Here is a 22,446-nt window from a genome sequence, read left to right on the forward strand (position 1 = left end):
GAAAAGAATGGGCCGAGAAATTACTAAAAAAGAGCAAGCTCTAGTTGATAAAATGGTCTCTAAAGCAAAGTCCGCGATGGTAAAGATAGAAAATTGCACGCAGAGAGACCTTGATCGGTTAAGCCAAGCAATCGCATGGTACGCGGGTAATGAAAAAACCTTCACAAGGCTTGCTCAACAGGGCGTGGATGAAAGTGGCATTGGGGATAGGGCTGGGCGCCCAGGAAAAAGATTTAAAATTCACATGGTCCTCAGGGATGTTTTGCGCACCCCATCCACTGGTATTGTGGAAACTGATGCTAAGAGAGGATTAGTAAAATATGCAAAGCCAGCGGGAGTTATTGCTTCGTTGATACCTATGACTAACCCTGCCATGACACCGCCGGTAACGGGTGTATCATCTGCAAATGCAAGAAACGCAGTTATTTTTTCTCCTCATCCCAGAACAGCTGCAACTACCTGTGAGATGTCACGTATAATGCGAGCGGCTTGTCATGCAGTAGGAGCACCAGAAGACTTATTTCAATGTATTGAACGGCCTTCCATACCAATGACACAATACCTAATGGAGAGTTGCGATTTAACTTTGGCAACGGGCGGGAAGCCTATGGTTCAAGCTGCTTATTCTTCAGGAAAGCCTGCTTATGGAGTTGGGGCTGGTAACAGCACGATAGTCGTAGATGAAACTGCGGATGTTAATGAAGCAGCGAAGAATATTATGATTTCAAAGACATCAGACTTTGGCTCTGGGTGTTCTGCTGATGGGAATATAGTAATTCAGAAATCTATTTATAGTAATATGGTCTCTGAGCTCCAGGCAAATAATGGATATCTATGCAATAGTGCTGAAAAAGAGTTATTATCTAGAGCGATGTGGGATAATAAAGAAAACCGCACATTCTCCACGATTGCCTGTAAACCTCAACAGCTTGCCTTAGTCGCAGGTTTTGAAATCCCCGAACATATCAAATTCCTTATTGTCGAGAATAATGGACAAATTGGGAAGGAACATAAATTTTCAAAGGAAAAGCTCACGACCCTAATGGCTTTATATTATTTTGAGGAGTTTCCCGATGCACTTAATATTATTCAAAAGATTTATGAGGTAGGGGGAAAAGGGCACTCTTGTGGAATATACAGTACTAGTGACAAGAATATAGATGCTTTAGCTAGAGTTGCTCCAGTTAGCCGCATGATGGTTCGTCAGCCTCAATCAAAATCCAATGCAGGATCTTGGACGAACGGTATGCCAATGACTAGTTCATTAGGTTGTGGAATTTGGGGTGGGAATATTACAAATGAAAACGTAACCATGAAGCACATGATGAATTACACCTGGGTGAGTAAACCAATACAGGAAGATCGCCCTTCTGAGCGAGAGCTTTTTGGGGAGTTCTTTGGTCAGGAGGTTGCAAGATGAAAGATCTTACTAAAGACAAGACCGGTCAAACGGTAGCTGAGCATATTGTCGAGTTTTTGAGACACCGTGGTGTTAAGCATGTATTTGGTTTGTGTGGTCATACTAATATTGCGGTATTATCAGCTCTAGAAAAAAGTGAAATAGACTTTGTTACGGTTCGTCATGAACAAATTGCTAGCCATGCTGCAGATGCCTATGCGCGCGTGACTGGAAAAGGATCGGTTGTTTTATCACATCTGTCTCCTGGACTAACAAATTGTGCAACTGGGGTGGCAAATGCTGCTTTGGATTGTATTCCAATGGTGGTAATCGCAGGAGATGTTCCAACTCACTATTATGGTAAACATCCACATCAAGAAGTAAATCTTCATGCTGACGCTCAGCAGTATGAAATTTATCGTCCCTTTGTAAAAAGAGCGTGGAGAGTAGACCGCGCAGACTTAATGGCTGAGATACTTGAGAAGGCTTTCCACTTAGCTGAAAGTGGACAACCGGGCCCTGTTTTAGTCAATGTCCCTATGGACATATTTTCACAGACTATCTTATCAACGAGTTTTGATCGAGTTAGGTCTAATACTAAAACTTTAATAAAGCCATCGATAGATGATAAAGTAGCAGAAGAAATAGTAAATAAATTAGCCCAAGCGAAGCAGCCTATAGCATACGTTGGAGGGGGCATTTTATTAGCGAGAGCCAGTACTGAGCTTGAAGAGTTTATAGATTATATGGATTTGCCTCTTGCACACAGTTTAATGGGTAAGGGTGCGGTTAGCGATGATCATCCTTTGGTACTGGGAATGAGTGGATTTTGGGGTACTTCACTTGTAAATGAGGCATGCTTACAAGCAGACTATGTATTTGCTCTTGGAACGCGATTTAAAGAAGCAGATTGTTCTAGTTGGTATCCTAACTATACATTCAACATACCTAAATCAAAGCTCATACATATTGATATTGAACCTCAGGAAATTGGGCGAAATTACCCGACAGAAGTTGGGATTGTGGCGGATGTAAAATCGTCATTAAAAGTATTACTGCGTGCTGCAAAGAGACTATATCCCGGTGGCTTTGAGAGAAGAGAAAAAAGAGATCAGATTGCAGAATTTAGGGCAGATTTCAAAAATAAAAATCGAGAAGTAGCAGAGAGTAACGCTTTTCCAATGATGCCTGAAAGGATACTTGCTGATTTAAGAAAGATACTGCCAGCAAATGCTATAATTACAACAGATGTTGGATGGAACAAAAATGGTGTCGGCCAACAATTTTCAATTTTAGAGCCAGGCTCAATTTTGACACCAGGAGGGTTTGCCACAATGGGGTTTGGACCTCCAGCTGCTATTGGTGCCAAGTTAGCTGCTCCCGATAGAGTAGTTTTGAGCTTGGTAGGTGATGGTGGATTTGGGCAAAACCCCTCAATGCTTGCGACTGCAGTTGAGTTGAATTTACATATTATTTGGTTAGTTATGAATAATAATGCTTTTGGTACAATTGCTGGCTTACAAAAGGCTCATTATGGCACGACATATGGAACATCTTTTCCTGGTACTGCGGCAGTACCTAAATATGGACCTAAATATAGTGAAATTGCCAAAGCATATGGCGCAGAGGGTATAAAAATTAAAACAGCGAGTGAACTTCTACCTGCCCTCGCCAAAGCCATTGAAAATGGCAAACCAACGGTACTTGATGTGCCAATGATTAATAATCCAACGCCAACAACTGGGCACTGGAACATTTTAGATATTTATTCTCCGGATAAAAATGTAAGTCATGTCTCAACTTGAGAAAGCTGTGGTATTAATCTATTGTTTTCGGCCGAAGAAATAATCGGTAGATCGTTAACTTAGTTTTTGCTTATTTTGGCTTCCAAATCGTAATTGCGATACCGCCTAGAACAAGGGCACAAGATAAAACAAATTTAAGCGATATTAATTCATGCATAAAGATCATTCCGCCTGCGGCGGATATTAATGGTACGCTTAGCTGTGATACAGCGGCATTAGTCGATGGTATTTTTGGCAGAATAAAATACCATAATGCATACCCTATTCCAGACGTAATCGCGCCTGAACAAATTGCCAACAGTGCCCCAGTATTTGACCATGAAAAACCAGTGTTATTTGGGAGTAATAAGATAAAAATTAAACAAATTGGTATGGAAATTAGAAAGCTGGCAGTTGTGGCAGAGATTGCGGATTCCGCATTTTTTCCTAAAATAGAATAAATTCCCCATGCCATACCTGCGATTGCCATAAGTACACTTGATTTCATATCAAGAGTGAAATCTCCGCTCGGCCAAAGTAGATATATTAGTCCGGTAAAAGCAATGATTGCACCAATACTTTTATTTTTTGGTACTTGCCTATCAGAATGAAATGATGACGCGAACATTACCAACTGTACTACCCCGAATTGGATCAACACGCCTATCCCAGTCTCAAGCCCTGTGAATGCATAAGAAAACCCTATCAAATATAAGCTCAACGCGGCGGCAGTTTTTAAATGAAGATTACTAAATATTTTTAACGAGTATTTTCTCAGATAACATACTAAAAGTAACGTTATGGCACCAGCGGATACACGGAGAAGGAGAACTAACTCGGGATCCATATTGTAACTTGCTAGTGCAGCACGGGTCAAAAGGGCATTCCCCGAAAATGCCAGCATCGTCAGTAAAACAAGTGAATAGACGTATACCAAACTTATCTTTCTAATAAAGTTTCTTCCATAAACTGCACTTGTACCAGTTTATGAATTGATAGCTAGTATAATACTGTTATCATTAAAAACTTCAGCCTCAAGTATCGCGAATAAAGATTTTGAGAGGTATGCATAATAATCATTAAGATTGACAAATTAGCCAATTATCAGACAAACTTGCAGTAGGTGGAGGCACGTTAAAAGTGTATCAACTCGTTATATGGCAAGAGTGCTCTAAAAGTGGTCAAAAAGGCCATATTAGTTTTACAACAACGCAAGATTTTATTCCCAAAGTAGGTGAGCTATTTTCTGCTCCGCCGCTATCAGGGCATGTAGTCGGCGTAACGCATGATCTGCACGTGCAAGATTTTAATCTTTCAAAGTTCATACATTTTGTTCAGTTGGAAAAAAAATCATTAGAACTCGCCGATGCGTTTGAGCTTCCAGCACAACTTGAATTTGTTGAGTATTAACTTTCTTTATATTAAAAAAAAGGCTGCATTAATGCAGCCAGTAGGAGGTTATATGAAGCAGTTCTGTTCGTTATTTGCAAACGGTATGCCAAGTGAGCGGCTAGGTGAATTTTTTTAGGGTTATCTGTTGAGATGCGAGATATATTGATCACTGGCCTAACCACCCTAGACTTGATTTTTAAAATGGAGAATTTCCCTAATAAAAATGAAAAATATAGGGCAGACACTGCTATGTTTTCTGGAGGCGGTAACGCTGGTAATGCTTCTGTGGCTGTCGCTCGACTAGGAGCTAATTCGACGATATTTTCTGCTGTAGGTAAAGATGATGTTGGATCTCTTATTCTTGCTAAGCTACAGCGCGAAAGTGTTAATACAGAATTTGTTTTGACTATAGAAAATTGGCAATCATCTTTTTCGTCAGTGTTTGTAGATATTAATGGTGAGAGGCAGATTATGAACTATAGAAACTCGCTTCCAGAAGGTGCCGCAAAAAGTATCTTGGGTTTTCCGGTTTATGATGCCTATCTTTCTGATAGTAGGTGGAACGAAGCTGCCATTGCTACTCTTTCTTTGGCAAAAAAATTAAAAAAACCAGGCATTTTAGACGCAGAGGCACCCGTTTCGGACCAAGCGGTAGAGCTTGCATCTCATGTTGCATTTTCCAAGCAGGGGCTCAGCCACTTCACCAATAAGGATGATGTAACGGCAAGTTTGAAGCTTATCGAAAATGACTTTAATTCGTGGGCCTGTGTTACTGACGGACCAAATGGCGTTTATTTTCTTGAGGAAGGCATATTATGTAATTTGCCTGCACCTGAGATAAATGCAATAGACACTCTTGGTGCTGGAGATGTTTGGCATGGAGCATTCACAGTTTGTTTAGCTGAAGGAAAAAGTGAGAGAGAGGCAATCAAATTTTCCAATCTCGCAGCTGCAATTAAATGTACAAATTTTGGCGGACAGTCCAGCATTCCAACCCGCACAGAAATTAATGAATTTATTAATTCAAATTAGGGAAGAGATTATTTTTGCCTTTATTAAATCTCGATAAGTTTACGATTAAAGATGAAGTAATTCCGGCTGAAAAACTTGCCTCTATGTTAGAGGCTCATCAGTCTAAGGACTTATCTGCTCAATTGCGAGATAATGGCTATCTACTTTTGAGATCTGTGTACAACCCTTCAGATGTTCGAGCTGCTAGGGACGAGATATTAAAAAGGCTAGCAGAGGTTGGAGAAGTTGCTGAGCCCATATCTGATGCAATTTCTACAGGAACATCGGAAAGGCGTTTGCATTATCCAAATACGAAAGAGCTAGGGGCATTCTGGAAATCAGTCAGTGAAGGTTCGGCATTAAGAAGGGTAATAAATGGCCCGGAAATTACCGGTGTGATGGAGGAAATTTTTGGTGAAAAAGTAACTCATTTTTCGTTTGCTTGGCTCCGGGCTATGCAGGCGGGAAAGGCTAGCCCGGTTCATATTGACCATCCTTATATGAACAGGGGTACCAAAAATTTGCTCACTTGCTGGTGTCCAATAGGTCCAGTTGGATTGGATGAAGGTACATTGTATATATTAGAGAATTCTCACACTTGGAGTGATATTAGGGCACAATTTGAAGGATTAGATGTCGACAGAGACAAAACCCGTCTGGGGCATATCGAAGATACTCCTTTGGCTTTAGCTGAAAGAAAGTCGAGTCGTTTTCTCACCACGTCATTTAATCCAGGTGACTGTTTGATTTTTGGAATGTTCATGGTACATGGTTCATTTGATAATAATTCGCCTTTAGGTCGAATAAGATTGTCTTGTGATACTCGTTTTCAACCCATAAATCAGCCAATGGATCCGCGGTTTTCGGGTAAAAACCCACTGGCCCATTCTGGTTTAGGTTATGGCTGTTTAACAGCTTCGTTACCAATGAATGAAACTAGAGCACCTCGATAGGTAATGGAAATGAAAGGTATTTTGCCCAGTCTGAATACTCCATTTACAAATTCGGGTGAATTAGATCTCTATTCCCTGACTCGCCTGGTGCAGCACACGATAATGTCTGGCTGTGGAGGAATGCTCGGACTAGCAGTAGCAGGAGAATACGATACTTTAAATTTTGATGAGAAAATTCTATTTATTGATACAGTTACAAAAGTTAACAAGCGCCGCATCCCTTTTATATGTAGTGTAACGGCAGCTGATGTTGACGAAAGTATTGAACTTACTAAAAGTGCTAATTCTTTCGAGGCGGATGGCATATGTGTTCAACTACCCGCGACCTTCGAATTTTCTCAAAAAGAGAATTTTTTAAAGAAATTAGAAAAACTGTCACCTAGGATTTTAATGATACAAGATCTAGATTGGTCGGGTAATGGAATGGCTTTAGAGGAAATTGTAAAATTATTTCATTCAGTAGATAAATTTAATTGGTTAAAAATCGAAACAGTCGGGGCAGGTAAAAAGTATAGTGCTGTTTTGAAAGAACTAGATGGTCGACTGAAAGTATGCGGTGGCTGGGCTGTAACGCAACTTATTGATGCAATGGCCCGATCAGTTAATGCTTTCATACCTACTGGATTAGAAAAAATTTATGTAGAGATTTATCGCTTATATCAAAATGGTAATAAAGAAGAAGCTCAGTTGTTATTTGAAAAAGTTCTGCCTGTATTGAACTTCTCAAATCAAAATATTGGAACAAGTATTCGGTTTTTTAAGAATTTGCGAGTTCTTGAGGGGCTATTCGAAAGCAATTATTGCCGTTATGAGCAAGCTGTTTTTAGTGAATTACAGGAAACTGAAGCAGCACAGGCTACTTCAATAGCTATAGGGTTATTAGAAAGACCTGGTTAGAAAAAATGTTATATGAAATTCATTACTTTCATGTTTGGCTGCGTCTTAATTTTTGAAAGCGCCTTAAATTATCGGGCATTAATTCTTTACCCATAACTGCTTTCCAATCTGTTTCTGCCACATCTCCGATATATAGGTCGCCAAAACTGTCTAGTGCTATACTGTGAGGTGATATAAATTGGCCAGGATAAACCCCCGGCCCAACTCCTTTATCTAACCTTGAAAGCATAGAACCTTGTCTATCAAAGAAACTTACAAATGGACCTAAATTTGGGAAATCCTTATTTACCTCAAGGTAAGAAGCTAACTCACCAACAATTAAATCGGGCGAAGAGCCTGCAGTTATCGCTAAACCGCTAGGTCGGTGCATATTATTAATTTGGGTTTCAAAATTACCTAATGTATCAAAAATCTGTATGCGAGAATTCTCACGATCTGCCACATATATCCATCCATCCGTATCGCAACATATATTATGAGGTAGATTGAACTGACCAGGTCCAGCTCCAGCTTGCCCCCAGCTTTTTATGTGTTTTCCTTTGGGGTTATAGTGATGGATACAGGCATTATTATATCCATCGGAAACAAAAATATCCCCTGAGGGCGATATTGTGGAATGTGTACATTTACAGAATGGTTTTCCACTCATAAATCCAGAACTTATGCCTGGAGTGCCAAGTTCCATGAGTAGTTCACCAGTTAGGGAAAATTTCCGTACGGTATGATCAAAATTATCGGTAAGATAGATACATTGGTCTGGTCCTATCGAGGCTCCATGTGGATTTGTGAAAATACCGTGACCCCAGGTGCGTAGTAGTTCCCCATTTTGAGATAGAACTACAACAGGATGCTGTCCTCTATTGAATAAATACACCTGATCATTGGCGTCTATTGCAATTCCTGCAACATCTCCCAAAATGACTTCATCTGGGAAATTCCCCCAATCTTCTACTGGCGTGTACGTGTAGTTTCCACTTCCTAACATCAAATATTCATCTAATTTCTTTATATTCTGTATGCATACACGCTACAGTAAAATGATTGTTGAATCCACCTGGCTATTCTGTAATTCAAAGGCTTGACAGCCAGAACTGTATACTGCTTAGAATACTCTCTCAGGTCTGTGGAGAGCACTCAAGTGTCAAATAAATATGAGACATTATTTACACCCGTTAAAATTGGACCAGTAACAGCACCTAATCGTTTTTTCCAAGTTCCTCATTGTACAGGAATGGGACATTTGAGACCAAAGGCTGATGCTGCCACGCGAGCAATAAAAGCAGAAGGGGGATGGGGCGTAGTTTCAACGCAGGAGACAGAAATTCATCCTAGTTCAGATTTAACCCCTTACCCTGAACAAAGAATTTGGGATAAGCGCGATATTCCAGCTTTGAGATTAGTCACCGATTCTGTGCATAAGCACGGTTCTCTTGCAGCGATTGAGCTTGCGCATAATGGAAATCATGCAATCAACCAATTAACTCGGGCTCCCATTCTTGGAGTAAATGAGATGAGCGCTGATATCTTAAGTCCTCGTCAAGCTCGGCAAATGGATAAAAGTGATATCAAAAATCTGCGCTACTGGCATCGGATGGCTGCACGGCGTGCAAAGGAAGCCGGATTTGATATTGTTTATGCGTATGCCGGTCATCATATGACCCTAGCCCACCAATTTTTATTGCCAAACGTAAACGATAGAATGGATGAATACGGCGGAAAATTAGAGAACCGGGTTAGACTAATAAAAGAGCTAATCGAAGAAACAAAAGAAGAAGTAGGTGATAAGTGTGCAGTAGCCTTCAGGTTTGCTGTAGATGAAGTCAAGGGCGCTGATGGTATGCAGGCTCGGGAAGAAGGTCGGGCAGTTGTTGAGATGCTAGCGGAACTTCCCGATTTATGGGACGTGAATGTTTCTGATTGGTCAAACGATTCTGTTACCTCAAGGTTTGAACCCAATGAGGGCTATCAAACTTCTTATATTGATTTTGTTAAAAGCGTCACCTCCAAACCTGTAGTTGCAGTTGGTAGATTTACTTCACCTGACCTTATGGCGAGTCTTGTAAATAAAGGTATTGTTGATTTTATTGGGGCGGCTCGACCTTCGATTGCTGATCCATTTTTGCCTAAGAAAATTGAAGAAGGACGATTTGAAGATATTCGCGAGTGTATTGGATGCAATATATGCGTTGCCTCTGATAACTTGGCAATCCCAATAAGATGCACTCAAAACCCAACTATGGGTGAGGAGTGGAGGCGTGGATGGCATCCTGAAAAAATTCAACGTAAAGGAAGTGAAGAGTCAGCGTTGGTTGTAGGATCAGGGCCAGCGGGACTTGAATGTGCAATGCAATTGGAGCGACGTGGCTATAAAGTTACACTGGCTGAAGCCAATGAAGAGTATGGTGGAAGAGTACTGTCTGAGTCTAGGTTAAAGGGACTAAATGCTTGGCGAAGAGTGGCAGATTATCGTATTAGATTCTTACAGCAGTCAGCCAATGTAGATCTTTTTTTAGATAGTAGACTAACTGCTGAAAATGTGCTCGAGCTTGGAGTAAAAAATGTATTTTTAGCAACAGGATCTAAGTGGCGATCTGATGGAGTTGGTCGAAGCAATCGTAAGACGCTGAGAGTTCAGCCAGCAAAAAATATTTTTACTCCCGATGATATTATGGGAGGCGCCTTACCCAAAAGTGGTCAGCTTGTAATTTATGATGATGATCAAATATATCTTGGTGGTGTCCTCGCAGATCATCTCAGTGATCTGGGATTAGACATAGTCTTTGTAACCCCTGCAAATAATGTTTCGCCATGGTGTGAGAATACGCTAGAGCAGCACAGAATTCAGAGAAGTCTTATAAATAAGAATATTGATTTAAAGTTTGGTTACGTAATCAGTGAGATTAGTGAAGATAGAGTAGAGTTTGAATGTAATTACACTGGGAAAAAACTAGATGTGACCACCCAATCTGTTTTGCTAGTTACTGAAAGACACCGTGAAATCAGTCTATATGAAGATCTAATGAAGTTAGTTTCAGAGAAAGATAGCCAGAAATTTTTTCTAAAATTAGTTGGTGATGCAGCTGCACCAGGTTTAATCGCTGATGCAGTTTTTGATGGTCACTTAGCGGCGCGTAATTTTGAACGCGACGATGGTGAAGTGGAAAAAGAATTCTATATTAGAGAAATTATTTCTTTAAAATAGTTGTTTCTAATAGTTTTAGGTTGGAGGTCAAAGAGTGGAAGAGGGATTTAAGGAACTTATTTCGAAGTACCAAGGGTCTCAGAGTCTCCCTCGCCAATTTTATACGTCTGAGACTGTTTATAAGATGGATATCCAGCATTATTGGAACCATAGTTGGATTTGGGTTGGGCATATAAATCAAATCCCAAATGTTGGGGACTTTTTTGTATTCGATTATGGTTATGAGTCGGTGATAATTGCTCGTGACAAAAATGATAGTGTAAATGCGTTCTTAAATGTATGCCGCCACAGAGGTTCAAGGGTATGTATTGAAAAGAGCGGAAATACTCGGCTATTTGTATGCCCCTATCATGCATGGACTTATGAACTTAATGGAAGCCTGCGAGCTGCACGCGAAATGGAGGAAAATTTCAACACAGCAGAATATTCATTAAAAAAAGTCAATCTCCGAATTTTTCACGGGCTCATTTTTATTTGCGTAGCAGATAATCCGCCTAATATAGATGAAGGCTTACTTCAATTGGAACCATTAGTTGAACCTTTTGAATTTGAGAATTTAAAAATTGTGCATAGCGCAAATTACCCGGTAGCTGCGAATTGGAAATTGGCTTTAGAAAATTATATGGAATGCTACCATTGTGCGCCTGCCCATTTGGAGTATTCTCGCTCCCACAGTCTAAAAGATCCATCAAGCGCCAATATCGAATTGAAAAATTGTATGCTTAAGAAAAGTATGGATGTGGGGTTATCTGGAGAAGAGCTACATATAAATCTTTTGGAGTCAAATAATGTAGAAATGGACTTCTATTTTTCTCGTTATCCTCTCTTTCAAGGGTACAAAACTGGTAGTAAATCTGGGGAAAAATTAGCACCATTGTTAGGTAGGCTTAAAGATTTTGATGGTGGGACAAGTGATATACAAATAGGCATTTTGAACAACTTCTTATCTTACTCCGATCATGTTATTGGTTACCGTTTTATACCAAGGTCTCTTCAAATAACGGATATTGAAGTAATTTGGATGGTAAGAGAGGATGCGGAAGAAGGGAAAGATTATAACTTAGAAGATCTGACTTGGTTATGGCACTGCACATCTCAGGATGATGAACGTATTATTGCTCTTAATCAAAAAGGGGTTAATTCTAATCACTATGTGCCTGGCCCATTATCGAATATGGAATGGGGTATAAAAGCGTTTCATGCTGGATATCTGAAACAATTAGAAGAAAAAACAAATATTAATTCCTAAAATTTTGTGTAAATTGTTACTGCATAAGAACTATTCCATACGGGGTTTTTCATGAAAATTGGAAATTCAAATTTTGCAAATACCAATGAACCATCTGCGGATTCTTTACATTCCTGGGATAGGCAACACCAATTGCATCCTTGGGCAGCAATGGACGCTTGGCGCGAGTATGATCACATGCTGGTGGAAAATGCTGAGGGAATTTATTTATGGGATGCCTCAGGTAAGAAATTCATAGATGGCCCAGGTGGGATGTGGTGTGTCCAGATTGGCTATGGAAGGCAAGAGATGGCCGATGCAATTGCCAAGCAAGCCATGAAACTGCCATATGCTTCACCGTGGACCACGGTAACTGAGCCATCCTCTATTCTCGCAAAAAAAATTGCTGAGTTGGCCCCTGGTGATCTTAATAATGTATTTTTTACAACGGGTGGTTCGACTGCGGTTGATACGGCTATAAGAACTATGCATTTCATGAATAATAGATTGGGAAGGCCAGATAAAAAAATCGTTTTAGCCCGAGAGAAGGGTTATCATGGTTCAACATATTTAGCTTCGACAGTCACAGGTAAGGAACGAGATAAATCTCGTTTTGATATTGAGAACCGCTTGGTTCACTTTTTGCCAGACGTTAATCCTTATCATCGGCCTGAAAAAATGTCAGTTGAAGCTTGGTGTGATCAAAAAGTTTCAGATTTAGAGAATGCTATCAAAAAAATTGGACCTGATAAAGTTGGGGCATTTATTGCTGAGCCAATTCTTTGTTCGGGGGGCGTGATCATTCCACCTGATGGATATCATAAGCGTACGTTAGAAATTTGTCGAAAATACGATGTACTTTATATTTCGGATGAAGTCGTGACAGGTTTTGGGAGGCTCGGTCATTGGTTTGCATCTAGTGATGTATTTGGGATCCAGCCGGATATAATAACATGTGCCAAAGGTCTAACATCAGGATACTTACCATTAGGTGCTTGTATAATATCGGATAATGTTATGAAACGGATGGAAAGCCCAGATGAAGCTTTTTTGTTCTCCAATGGTTATACGTATTCGGCCCATCCAGTTTGCTGTGCAGCAGCGTTGAAGAATATTGAAATATTTGAGGAAGAGAACATTTTAGCAAACGTTCAAAAAGTTACACCTCATTTTCAGGAGAGACTTCAACGGCTTTACCAATACCCGATAGTGGGTGACATAAGAGGAATGGGTTTACTTGGCTGTATAGAAGGTAAACCAGACCAAGAAGGTTATACATTGGCCGAAGAGAGAAAACTTGGCGCACTCCTTGATGGGGCCTGTGAAGAAATGGGCCTTTTAGTAAGGCCGCTAATAAATATGGCGGTCTTTTCTCCACCGTTGGTCATAAACCTTTCTCAAATCGACGACATGTTTGATATTCTTGAAAATGCGTTGGAGAAAGTTTCGAAATCCTCATAATTATGATTATTTAATTAGTGGATGTTCTCTCTTCGCAAAATTCAGCGCTTTTGATGCTGGATTGTCTATTTCGATAGCAGATCTGTAACCGCTGTGAACAGCAGCAGCAATAATCGATGGGGCTTCGGCATCGCCTATTTTCATTATCTTTTCGATACCGTTATCTCTAAACTCTTGTTTCTTTGAGCATAGATCGTCATACAGATCCGTTACTGGTATCTTACGGGTAATAGGGATTACGAAGTCACAGAAAATTTCTTTTGTCTCTCCAGAAAAAACACATGAAAGTTCCGCGATTCCATTTGTAACGGCTTCAATCTTGTAATTATTAATTACTTTAATTCCAGCCTGAATTACCTCCGTGTTTGACCTTGTTTGTTCATCAGTAAATTCACCCCAGCTACATATTCGCCCAGCTGGACAAACTAAAGTCACCTGATGTCCTTGTCTTTTCAATTCTAGTGCAAGGACTGATCCAAAATAGTAGTGGTCATCATCATATACTACAAATTTTGATTTAGATTTTACAGGCTTTTCAAGCACTTCATCGCCAGAAATTATCATTCCTATATCTGCTTCTCTAAAGTCGCAATTGCTGTGTCTTCCGATCGAGTCTTTCGCCCATCTAGCTCCGGTCGCAATTACGACGTTTTCGTATCCTAACTCCAACACGCTCTCAGAAGTCATAAAACTTTCTGGAAAAACTTCTATATTTTGGCATTTATTGATTTGGGTAATTCTCCAATCCCTTACTCTTATCCATTCCGATAGTCCGGGTAGTTTTGCTTCGGTAATAATTCTCCCACCAAGTTCACGCGATTTTTCAGCTAGTGCCACTTTGTGGCCCATTTCTCCAAGGACCCTACTTGCCTCTAAGCCAGCTGGGCCAGAGCCAATCACCAGTACCCTTTTTCTCTTCTTAGTTGTGAGTATTTTTTCCGGATGCCAGCCGTTACGCCATTCTTCACCCATGGTAGGATTTTGCGTACATCTGATGGGCACACCAAGACTGTCATGCGCGTAGCAAACATTACAGCCAATACACTCTCGGATATCCTCCAGATTTCCAGTAGAAATCTTATTTGGTAAAAAAGGGTCTGCGATTGAGGGTCGTGCGGCACCAATAAGATCCTGAACATTTTCCCTAAGAAGTTGTACCATTGTATCTGGGGATGTTAATCGACCGACCGAAACAACCGGTTTTGAGGTGAGTTGCCTTGCTTTTAAAACTGAGTCCTTAAGTGCTGCCTCTTTTATAAATCTGGAGTTTCCCATCTCTACGCTGTAGTCTGGTACTGTTAGGTCCCAAAGGTCAGGTAGATCTGCCAAGAGTGCGAAGGCATCGTAACTTTCTGAGTCGTTTAAGCCAACACTAAAGCGCGTCGCGACTGCAGCTTTTCCATCTACAATTTCACGAGTATCCTCGATTAACTCTTTGATAAAACGCACACGGTTTTCTAACGGCCCACCATATTCATCACTTCTTATATTTGTTTCTGGATTTAAAAATTCAGACAGTAAATAACCGTGAGTGGCGTAAACATAAACAATGTCGAAGCCTGCTTCTAGGGCCCGTTTTGCAGCATCCCTATGCCATTTGCGTATATTTTTTATATCATTTTTATCCATACAGCGTGTTTGACCAGGATGATAAACGGATGTGTCTTGTTGAGGGTGATTTCGTAACCCGAGTGGAGGTAATCTAGTGCCCAAATTTACTATTAAGGAGCCACCGATCCACAGTTCAACTCCTGCTAGCGCTCCATGTTTGTGCACTTCATCAGTCATTTTTCTATGGGAAATAATGTCTTCATTGTCCCATAGCGCACAGTAGGGGAATGCGTCATTATCTGATGTTGGATGAATAGAACAGTATTCCGTATTAACTACTCCCCATCCACCCTCGGCTTTCACCCCGCGCATGGCTGCAAGTGTGTTGGGCCGTCGCCACCCCATACCAGAGCAATGAGGCACTTGATAGAAGCGATTTTTTGAAGTCACTGGTCCAATATTTATTGGTTCAAATAAAATATCATGCCGTGGATCGCGCATATTTTTACACATCGCCTCTGGCTGCCATTTGTTGGTCAATCAATTCGCGTTTTTGCTGCCTTAACATTATGAAAGCTGCAATTGCGACCAGGATGGCCACGAAAATAATAATAATTGTAGCGAGTGCATTTATATCAGGCCGCAAACCTAATCGAATTCTTGAAAAGATTAATATTGGTAAGGTCGTTGATCCTGGACCAGTTACAAAGCTTGCAATTACCAAGTCATCTAGTGATAGGCAAAATGCTAAAAGCCAGCCAGAAAGAAGACCTGGGGCAAGACGGGGAAGAGTTATAGCGCTCATTACCTTAAAGGGTTTTGCACCTAAATCAGCGGCCGCTTCCTCTAATGAAATACCCATTCCGGTTAGCCTTGCCTGAACAATTACTGCTACGTAGGCAAGGGAAAATGTAATGTGAGCTATAGTTATGGTAGTAAATCCACGCTCTAGCGGCCATCCGATTAATTCTTTCAGAGAAATGAAAAAGATTAAAAGAGATAAGCCGGTAATAACCTCGGGCATTACAAGTGGGGCAACCAGCATGCCTCCAAAGATTGTCCGACCCCTAAATTTCCCAAACCGAACCATTGCAAGTCCTGCCAAAGCACCGAGAAGGGTGGCAAAAGTTGCGTTGATAAAGGCAATTTGTAAACTTAGGGATACTGCTTCCCAAACCTCCGGTGATTCAAATAATACTTTATACCAGCGTGTAGACCATCCACCCCAAACTGGTACGAGCTTTGAATAATTAAATGAATAAATTACGAGTAAAACCATTGGTATGTATAAAAATGCAAGCCCAACGTAAAGCATGAAAGTTAGAAATCTGGATCTTTCATTATGCATTTACTTAACCTCAGCTGCTTTAGCTTGGTAGTGCTGATAAATTGCCATTGGCAGGACCAATAGGAGAAGTAATACTATTGCGACAGCGGATGCTACAGGCCAGTCTATATTTCTTGCGAATTCATTGTATAGTTGACGTCCAATCATCTGAACGTTTCCTCCACCCAGTAAGTCTGGTATGACATATTCACCTGTTGCAGGTATAAAAACCAATAACGAGCCTGCGATGATCCCTGGCAAACTTAATGGCAATGTAATTTTAAAAAATGTATTTATTGGGCCTGAGCCTAAATCTGCAGCTGCTTCATTTAAGCTGCTGTCAAGTTTTTCCATATTTGCATAAAGCGGTAAAATCATAAAAGGAAGGTATGTATATACAATACCAATGTAGACCGCGAATTCAGTATACAATAAACGAATGGGGGTCTCTGTAATTCCTAGATAAATGAGGATGTTATTTATGGTCCCTTGGTCTGCAAGCAAACCCATCCAAGCGTATACTCGCAATAAAAATGAAGTCCAAAATGGTAAAATTATTGCAAATAATAATAGCTGTTTGGTTACTGGTTTTGATCTCACAATTGCATAAGCAATAGGATACCCGATAAGCAATGCTAAAAATGTAGATACAAGAGCTATCTTTACGGAATTTAAATAAGTACGAGCGTAAAGTGGGTCATCAAAAATATAAATAAAATTATCAAAAACTAATCTTATCGTAATTACGCTGCCATCAACCCATTCAATCATTTTACTAAAGGGTGGGCTCGTGATGACAAGTTCGGCTAAACTAATTTTTGCAACAATAAAAAAGGGTGTTAGGAAAAATAATAAAAGCCAGGCAAAAGGAATAAAGATTACAATTGTTTTCCACTTTGACTGTAACTTATCTGCGCTTAAGCTTATGTAATATCGTAAGTCTGAGCTGGGTTTTTTTTCTTTTTTGACAGAGCTCATTTTAGTAGCAACATCGCACTGGAGTTGTCCCAACTTAAATTTACTTTATCCTCGTAGGTTAGTCTGTCTTTTTCATCCTTTGGTCTTTTTTGGTTTTGAGCTGTGACGTCGATTATTTGATCGTTATCTAACCTCACTTTGTAGCGCGAGGTATTTCCAAAGTATCCAATATCTTCAATATAACCAGTTATATTTTTTGATTTTGAGGTGGCCCTGCTTATGCTGATTTTTTCTGGTCTAAGGCCTACATACAAATTACTTCCTTTAGCTATATTAGAAGTATTTTTGAAGGAAAATTTTCCTAAGTATGTGGTTACTTCAACCTTACCCTCAATGTTTGAAACCACTTCTCCGTCTAGTATGTTGGCAGACCCAATAAAGTCAGCCACAAATCGATCATTTGGATATTCATAAATCTCTGTCGGTGTACCCGTCTGAATAAATCGACCTTTATCCATAACAGCTATCCTTGTGGAAAGTGTCATTGCCTCTTCTTGATCATGGGTTACCACAACAAAGGTAACTCCAACTTTGTCCTGAATATTCATCAGTTCAAATTGTGTTTGCTCTCGAAGCTTCTTGTCTAATGCGGCCAGAGGCTCGTCCAAGAGAAGCAATTTAGGCTCTTTAACGAGAGCTCTTGCTAGTGCTACTCGCTGTCTTTGACCTCCAGATAATTGTTGTGGCCGCCTTTTTTTATAATCTTGAAGCTCTACTAGCTTCAGTATGTTATCAACTTTCTCTGATATTTCTGTTTTAGCGAGACCATCTTGTTCCAACCCAAAAGCGATATTCTTTTCAACGGTCATGTGGGGGAAAAGGGCATAGTTCTGGAACATCATATTAGTTGGCCGTTTATATGGAGGAACCTCCGACATATCCTGGCCATCAATAAGTATTTGTCCTGACGATGGGTTTTCAAATCCTGCTAACATTCGAAGCAGTGTCGTTTTCCCACAACCTGAACCGCCGAGCAAACAGAATAATTCCCCCTGGTAAATATCAAGGTCAACGTTATTTACAGCTGTAAAGTCACCAAATTTTTTTGAGACGCCCTTGATTTCTAAAAGGGGTCTATCCCTAGAAAATTCGTTGGAGCCTGTTAAAGCGGCACTCCCTGAAGTGGCCTTTGAGTTGACCATCACAGCCTCATTAGTTTTTTTATTTTATAAAAAATAGAGGTGAGACCATGGATTGATCTCACCTCTATTTGAATTAATTTCCAGCTTTAAAGTCAGTCCAAGCTCTAGTTTGAATACGTTGCATCTTTGGAGATAGCGATACGTTTGTATACATGTTTGATACCTGAGCACTGGTTGGAAATGCTGCAGGACTAGAAGTTACTTCCTCATCAATTAATGGTTTTGCAGCTAGATTTGCGGTTGCATACCAAGTGTAGTTACTATCACCAGCAGCAACTTCTGGTCTCATCATATAGTTTAAAAACAGGTGGGCATCTTCTACGTTAGAAGCATCTGATGGGATAATCCATCCATCAACCCATAAGTTCGCTTTTCCTTCACCCTCTGGAAGGAAAAAGTCTAGGACGACACCTGTATTTGCTTCAGCTGCACCTGACATCGCTAAAAGACCATCTGGTCCCCATGTTACAGACACACAAAATTCCTTTTCTGGCATCCTTTGATATGCATAGTTGTCAAAAGTCTTAATAAATGGACGTATGGCAGCTAACATTTCACTTGCTTTATCGTAGTCAGCTTGGCTGCTTGTCCCAGGATCAAGACCTAGATGTGTCAAAGCCATTGGCAAGATATCTTGAGGTGAGTCCAAAAATGATACTCCACACTTTGCCAACTCCTTCATGTGTTTAGGATCAAAAATCATCTCCATTGATCCAATTGGAGCATCTGGATAGGTTTCTAGAACTAGCTCTTTGTTGTAGGTGACACCATGAGTTCCCCACATATAGGGGATTATATGGTTATTACCTGGATCCCAAGTTTTAGCTAGTTGCTCCAATACTGATGCGTCCATATTTTTCATATTATCCAATTTGGATTTGTCGAGAGAAGCGACAATCCCAGCTTTTATCAAACGAGCTACCATACTCCCAGAATGGCTGACGACGTCATAACCGCTACTTCCAGCCAGAAGCTTAGCATCTATAGACTCAGCGGAGTCATAACCATCGTAAATTACCTTTATGCCATATTCAGCTTCAAAATTGGCTATCGTTTCTTCGCCAATATACTCTTCCCAATTGGTTACTTTTAGGACCCTATCTTCAGCAACTGCTGCGCTCGATAAAAAGCCGCTTATTATTAAAGTGCTGGCAAATATCTTTGAATAATTATTTATTCGCATTCTTTGTCTCTCCCTCTTTAAAAATTAAGCCGTTTAGATGGATCGGCTTATTATTGACAATAGATGGTTTAAAAAATCCATTATGAATTTAATGCACCTATAAAGGCTATTCTGGTGCTATCTGTTTAGTCAAGAAAAATAGATATTATTATGCGATAATACTTTTTTGCGTCAGGTTGGCGTTTCTTCAGGACCTTGTGAAAAGACGGCAACTGTGCATCCATTTTCAGAGTATGAGTTGTGTTCCGTACCTGGCGCCAACCACACTACATCACCAGCTGAATATACGGTGCCGTCATTATCCTTGAGTTCTCCCTCTATAACATAAAACTCTTCCGCACCCCCGTGTCTGTGAGGAGTAGATGACGCCCCTGGCTCCATTTTGTAGATATAAAATCCGATATCCTGATCCATATCGGGGTTAAGCTTTATGTAAGATGTTCCGGTTTCTCCGGTGGCTTCCTTATCGTATGGAGTGAAAGTAGCAGTTTTTATATTTACTACCTTTCGCTCATTAGAATTTATAGATTTCAAATTTACTTCCTCTCAGCCTACAAAGCGGTGATACTGTTTTCGATTTATTCTTATCCTTGTTCTGCAAGAAGTCTCTCGTTTGTCTGCATTAGTTTACCTAATTCTGGTTCTGGACCCATTAAAACAGGAAAATATTTTCTCAACGTATCGTGGTATGATTTTACACCATATTCCAAATCAGATAACGTCACACCTTGGTACGCACTGGAAAATGCTGCTTCCCAAGACCATTCTATTAACTGTTCGTCTTCCTTGCTGGTTAGCCTATCAATTCTCATGCTTAGATATCTTGAGATTCTCATTTCTCTATCTTCGCCAGAAAATTTATAATTGCCCCCACGCTGGATAGTTTTCCCGTTTTCGATTGGGTATTCTTGATAAAAAATAACAGAATCCGGGTATAGACCGAAAACAAGATTCGGGAAAACGCCGATATAAAGCCAACATTTCTTGTGCGATTCGTCCAAAGTATCCTTGGCACGCAATAACTTCTTATAATTTTTAACGCTCCAAAGACGACCTAAGCCTGAACTGAAAGAACCCACTGATCTAGAAAGCCCATCCTCCAGCGGCTCATCATGATAATTCTTTCCAAACAGATCATGCAATCCCGGATGTGCCATAGGAACGTGATAGCCTTCATTGTCAACATCGCGAACACATTTCCAATTTGCATTAACCTCTTCGGTCCAGAAACCATCTCCAGAGGCCTGTAAATCAGCGAGCTCATATTGTGAAACTTCACTGTCAAATTTTTTTAAGATTTTTGATGGCTTTGGTTGTGGTCCAGGTTGAAACCTAACAAAAATAAAGCCATTCCAAATGTCCATTTCTAAAAGCGGCAGTCCATATTTGACTGGGTCTAAACTGGGGAGTGAAGATGGTTGTGCGGCACCTCGAAGTGTTCCATCTAAGTTATACGTCCAACCATGGAAAGGACAAGTTATTGCTGATCTACAAGTACCCGCCTCTGCTGCTAATACTCTTGACCCACGATGTTTGCATAAATTATGGAATGCCCTCACCTTTCCGTCAGCGCCTCTTATAACCAGTGCACGCTCACCTATTAGATCCCATGTGACAAAGTCACCATTATTGGGTATGTCGTTGCTATGGCAAATTAGCTGCCAATGGCGTCTAAAAAATAGATCTTTTTCTGCCTCAAACATTTCTTTGTTGAAAAAACTCCAGGCTGGTAAACCTGAGCGATCCCAATCATTGGGTATTTTTGAATGCTCTTTACTCAATGCATACACCTTTTTGAAAAAATCATAAACTCTTTGCTATTGTTGGCAATTAAAAAAAGAAAGCATACCGCCTAGCTGGTATGCAAGAAATAAAACGCTTACGGTCTTTAGTAACAATAAATTGACTGATTGAAAAAAAAGTGCTCACCTACATTAATCAAGGAGAGAAAAAATGATTTCAATTACACGTAGATTTTTATTGGCTGTCACACTTGCTTGTTCAAGTGTATTGATGGCTAGTGCTTCATATGCTGATAAGATCAAGGTTGCTGCAATATATACACTTCCAGTTGAACAGCAATGGATCAGCAGAATACACAAAGCTCTGAACACCGCCGCTTCACGCGGTGACATCGAGTATGTTTATTCGGAGAATATCGCCAATACTGACTATGAGAGAGTAATGCGGGAATATGCCGAGCAAGGAATGCAATTAATTGTTGGAGAAGTGTTTGGTCTAGAGCGCGCTGCTAGAAAAGTTGCTAAAGACTATCCTGACACTGCTTTCTTGATGGGCTCATCTTTCACGCCTGTTGCCCCAAACTTTTCGGTTTTTGACAACTGGATTCACGAACCTTCATATCTCTCTGGTATGGTTGCAGGTGCTGCCACAAAATCCAATTTAATTGGTATGGTTGGTGGGTATGCTATACCGGAAGTAAATCGTCTAATGCATGCTTTTATGGATGGCGCTCGAGAAGTAAATCCAGATGTTAAATTTTTGGTGAACTTTATTGATAGTTGGTACGATCCTCCGAAAGCAAAGGAAAGTGCATTCGCTATGATGGATGCTGGCGCAGACGTAATGTATGCGGAAAGATTTGGTGTTTCTGATGCAGCTGTAGAGCGTGGCGTAAAGGCTATTGGAAATGTTATCGATACTTCAGGCGATTATCCTGGAACGATAATGGCGTCGGCTATTTGGCATATGGAAGCAACGATAGATAAAGCGGTATCTCGTGTGGCAAACGGGTCATTCGAGGCTGCGGATTATGGACAGTATAGCTTTATGGCTTACGGTGGTGGATCACTAATTATGGATGAAAGTCTCATGTCTTCAGAAACAGCAGCAGCTGTAAAGGCTAGAGAAGCTGAAATTTTGGATGGTCTGTTCAGGGTTAACGTTAACGACGTCCGTCCCACTTCTGATAATTAAA

The 22,446-nt window shown here is 40.4% G+C and carries 19 protein-coding genes; 10 read left to right on the forward strand and 9 right to left on the reverse strand.

Features of this window, described 5'->3' with window-relative positions; translation table 11 throughout:
* The first annotated feature begins 7 nt into the window (after window positions 1-7).
* Window positions 8-1,420, forward strand: a complete 1,413-nt coding sequence (locus tag ACTF5Q_RS08715; RefSeq protein WP_438954224.1) for an aldehyde dehydrogenase family protein — start codon at window positions 8-10, stop codon at window positions 1,418-1,420.
* Window positions 1,417-3,204 (forward strand): thiamine pyrophosphate-binding protein, encoded by a 1,788-nt coding sequence (locus ACTF5Q_RS08720; protein WP_438954225.1) that lies wholly within the window; start codon window positions 1,417-1,419, stop codon window positions 3,202-3,204. Before ACTF5Q_RS08715 ends, ACTF5Q_RS08720 begins: the two co-directional genes overlap by 4 nt.
* 70 nt (window positions 3,205-3,274) lie before the next feature.
* Here the strand turns inward: ACTF5Q_RS08720 and ACTF5Q_RS08725 are convergent, their stop codons facing one another.
* Window positions 3,275-4,060 carry a DMT family transporter gene (locus tag ACTF5Q_RS08725; protein ID WP_438954226.1) on the reverse strand — a complete coding sequence of 262 codons (786 nt, stop codon included), beginning with the start codon at window positions 4,058-4,060 and terminating at the stop codon, window positions 3,275-3,277.
* Between the two features lie 263 nt (window positions 4,061-4,323).
* On the opposite strand from ACTF5Q_RS08725, the gene ACTF5Q_RS08730 reads away from it, so the two are divergent.
* The 4 genes from ACTF5Q_RS08730 to ACTF5Q_RS08745 all read left to right on the forward strand — a co-directional run bounded on the left by ACTF5Q_RS08730 (window position 4,324) and on the right by ACTF5Q_RS08745 (window position 7,436).
* Entirely contained in the window at window positions 4,324-4,593 is a 270-nt protein-coding gene (locus tag ACTF5Q_RS08730; RefSeq protein WP_438954227.1) for a hypothetical protein, read from the forward strand.
* A 132-nt stretch (window positions 4,594-4,725) separates the two neighbouring features.
* Window positions 4,726-5,607 (forward strand): PfkB family carbohydrate kinase, encoded by an 882-nt coding sequence (locus ACTF5Q_RS08735; RefSeq protein ID WP_438954228.1) that lies wholly within the window; start codon window positions 4,726-4,728, stop codon window positions 5,605-5,607.
* Window positions 5,608-5,621: 14 nt separating this feature from the next.
* Window positions 5,622-6,539 (forward strand): phytanoyl-CoA dioxygenase family protein, encoded by a 918-nt coding sequence (locus ACTF5Q_RS08740; RefSeq protein ID WP_438954229.1) that lies wholly within the window; start codon window positions 5,622-5,624, stop codon window positions 6,537-6,539.
* A gap of 9 nt (window positions 6,540-6,548) precedes the next feature.
* Window positions 6,549-7,436, forward strand: coding sequence for a dihydrodipicolinate synthase family protein (locus ACTF5Q_RS08745; protein WP_438954230.1), 888 nt, complete (start codon window positions 6,549-6,551; stop codon window positions 7,434-7,436).
* Between the two features lie 28 nt (window positions 7,437-7,464).
* On the opposite strand, the gene ACTF5Q_RS08750 is transcribed toward ACTF5Q_RS08745, so the two are convergent.
* On the reverse strand, window positions 7,465-8,421 hold the full coding sequence (locus ACTF5Q_RS08750) for a peptidyl-alpha-hydroxyglycine alpha-amidating lyase family protein (RefSeq protein ID WP_438954231.1): 957 nt from the start codon (window positions 8,419-8,421) through the stop codon (window positions 7,465-7,467).
* A 153-nt stretch (window positions 8,422-8,574) separates the two neighbouring features.
* On the opposite strand from ACTF5Q_RS08750, the gene ACTF5Q_RS08755 reads away from it, so the two are divergent.
* From ACTF5Q_RS08755 to ACTF5Q_RS08765, 3 genes are read left to right on the forward strand one after another with little or no spacing between them, the layout of a single operon-like run.
* Window positions 8,575-10,638 carry an FAD-dependent oxidoreductase gene (locus tag ACTF5Q_RS08755; protein ID WP_438954232.1) on the forward strand — a complete coding sequence of 688 codons (2,064 nt, stop codon included), beginning with the start codon at window positions 8,575-8,577 and terminating at the stop codon, window positions 10,636-10,638.
* Between the two features lie 34 nt (window positions 10,639-10,672).
* On the forward strand, window positions 10,673-11,887 hold the full coding sequence (locus tag ACTF5Q_RS08760; RefSeq protein ID WP_438954233.1) for an aromatic ring-hydroxylating oxygenase subunit alpha: 1,215 nt from the start codon (window positions 10,673-10,675) through the stop codon (window positions 11,885-11,887).
* Window positions 11,888-11,938: 51 nt separating this feature from the next.
* Complete coding sequence (locus tag ACTF5Q_RS08765; RefSeq protein WP_438954234.1) at window positions 11,939-13,327, forward strand: aminotransferase; 1,389 nt, start codon at window positions 11,939-11,941, stop codon at window positions 13,325-13,327.
* Window positions 13,328-13,333: 6 nt separating this feature from the next.
* On the opposite strand, the gene ACTF5Q_RS08770 is transcribed toward ACTF5Q_RS08765, so the two are convergent.
* The 7 genes from ACTF5Q_RS08770 to ACTF5Q_RS08800 all read right to left on the reverse strand — a co-directional run bounded on the left by ACTF5Q_RS08770 (window position 13,334) and on the right by ACTF5Q_RS08800 (window position 21,289).
* Complete coding sequence (locus ACTF5Q_RS08770; protein ID WP_438954235.1) at window positions 13,334-15,418, reverse strand: FAD-dependent oxidoreductase; 2,085 nt, start codon at window positions 15,416-15,418, stop codon at window positions 13,334-13,336.
* On the reverse strand, window positions 15,384-16,226 hold the full coding sequence (locus tag ACTF5Q_RS08775; protein WP_153696062.1) for an ABC transporter permease subunit: 843 nt from the start codon (window positions 16,224-16,226) through the stop codon (window positions 15,384-15,386). Before ACTF5Q_RS08775 ends, ACTF5Q_RS08770 begins: the two co-directional genes overlap by 35 nt.
* The gene (locus tag ACTF5Q_RS08780) at window positions 16,227-17,183 is read right to left on the reverse strand and encodes an ABC transporter permease subunit (RefSeq protein WP_438954236.1); all 957 of its coding nucleotides are present in this window, start codon (window positions 17,181-17,183) and stop codon (window positions 16,227-16,229) included. It lies immediately after the preceding gene.
* A complete protein-coding gene (locus ACTF5Q_RS08785) occupies window positions 17,180-18,325 on the reverse strand; it encodes an ABC transporter ATP-binding protein (RefSeq protein ID WP_438954237.1) in 1,146 nt (381 codons plus the stop codon). Before ACTF5Q_RS08785 ends, ACTF5Q_RS08780 begins: the two co-directional genes overlap by 4 nt.
* A gap of 73 nt (window positions 18,326-18,398) precedes the next feature.
* On the reverse strand, window positions 18,399-19,508 hold the full coding sequence (locus tag ACTF5Q_RS08790; RefSeq protein WP_438954238.1) for an extracellular solute-binding protein: 1,110 nt from the start codon (window positions 19,506-19,508) through the stop codon (window positions 18,399-18,401).
* Window positions 19,509-19,679: 171 nt separating this feature from the next.
* Window positions 19,680-20,042: a cupin domain-containing protein gene (locus ACTF5Q_RS08795; protein ID WP_438954239.1), complete on the reverse strand. Its 363-nt coding sequence runs from the start codon at window positions 20,040-20,042 to the stop codon at window positions 19,680-19,682.
* A 50-nt stretch (window positions 20,043-20,092) separates the two neighbouring features.
* A complete protein-coding gene (locus ACTF5Q_RS08800; RefSeq protein ID WP_438954240.1) occupies window positions 20,093-21,289 on the reverse strand; it encodes an aromatic ring-hydroxylating oxygenase subunit alpha in 1,197 nt (398 codons plus the stop codon).
* Window positions 21,290-21,461: 172 nt separating this feature from the next.
* On the opposite strand from ACTF5Q_RS08800, the gene ACTF5Q_RS08805 reads away from it, so the two are divergent.
* Window positions 21,462-22,445, forward strand: a complete 984-nt coding sequence (locus ACTF5Q_RS08805; protein WP_438954241.1) for a BMP family protein — start codon at window positions 21,462-21,464, stop codon at window positions 22,443-22,445.
* The last annotated feature ends 1 nt before the right edge of the window (window position 22,446 follow it).

It is taken from the genome of Candidatus Salinivivens marinus, assembly GCF_965655845.1.
In the GTDB taxonomy this organism is placed as follows: domain Bacteria; phylum Pseudomonadota; class Alphaproteobacteria; order Rhodobacterales; family Rhodobacteraceae; genus Salinivivens; species Salinivivens marinus.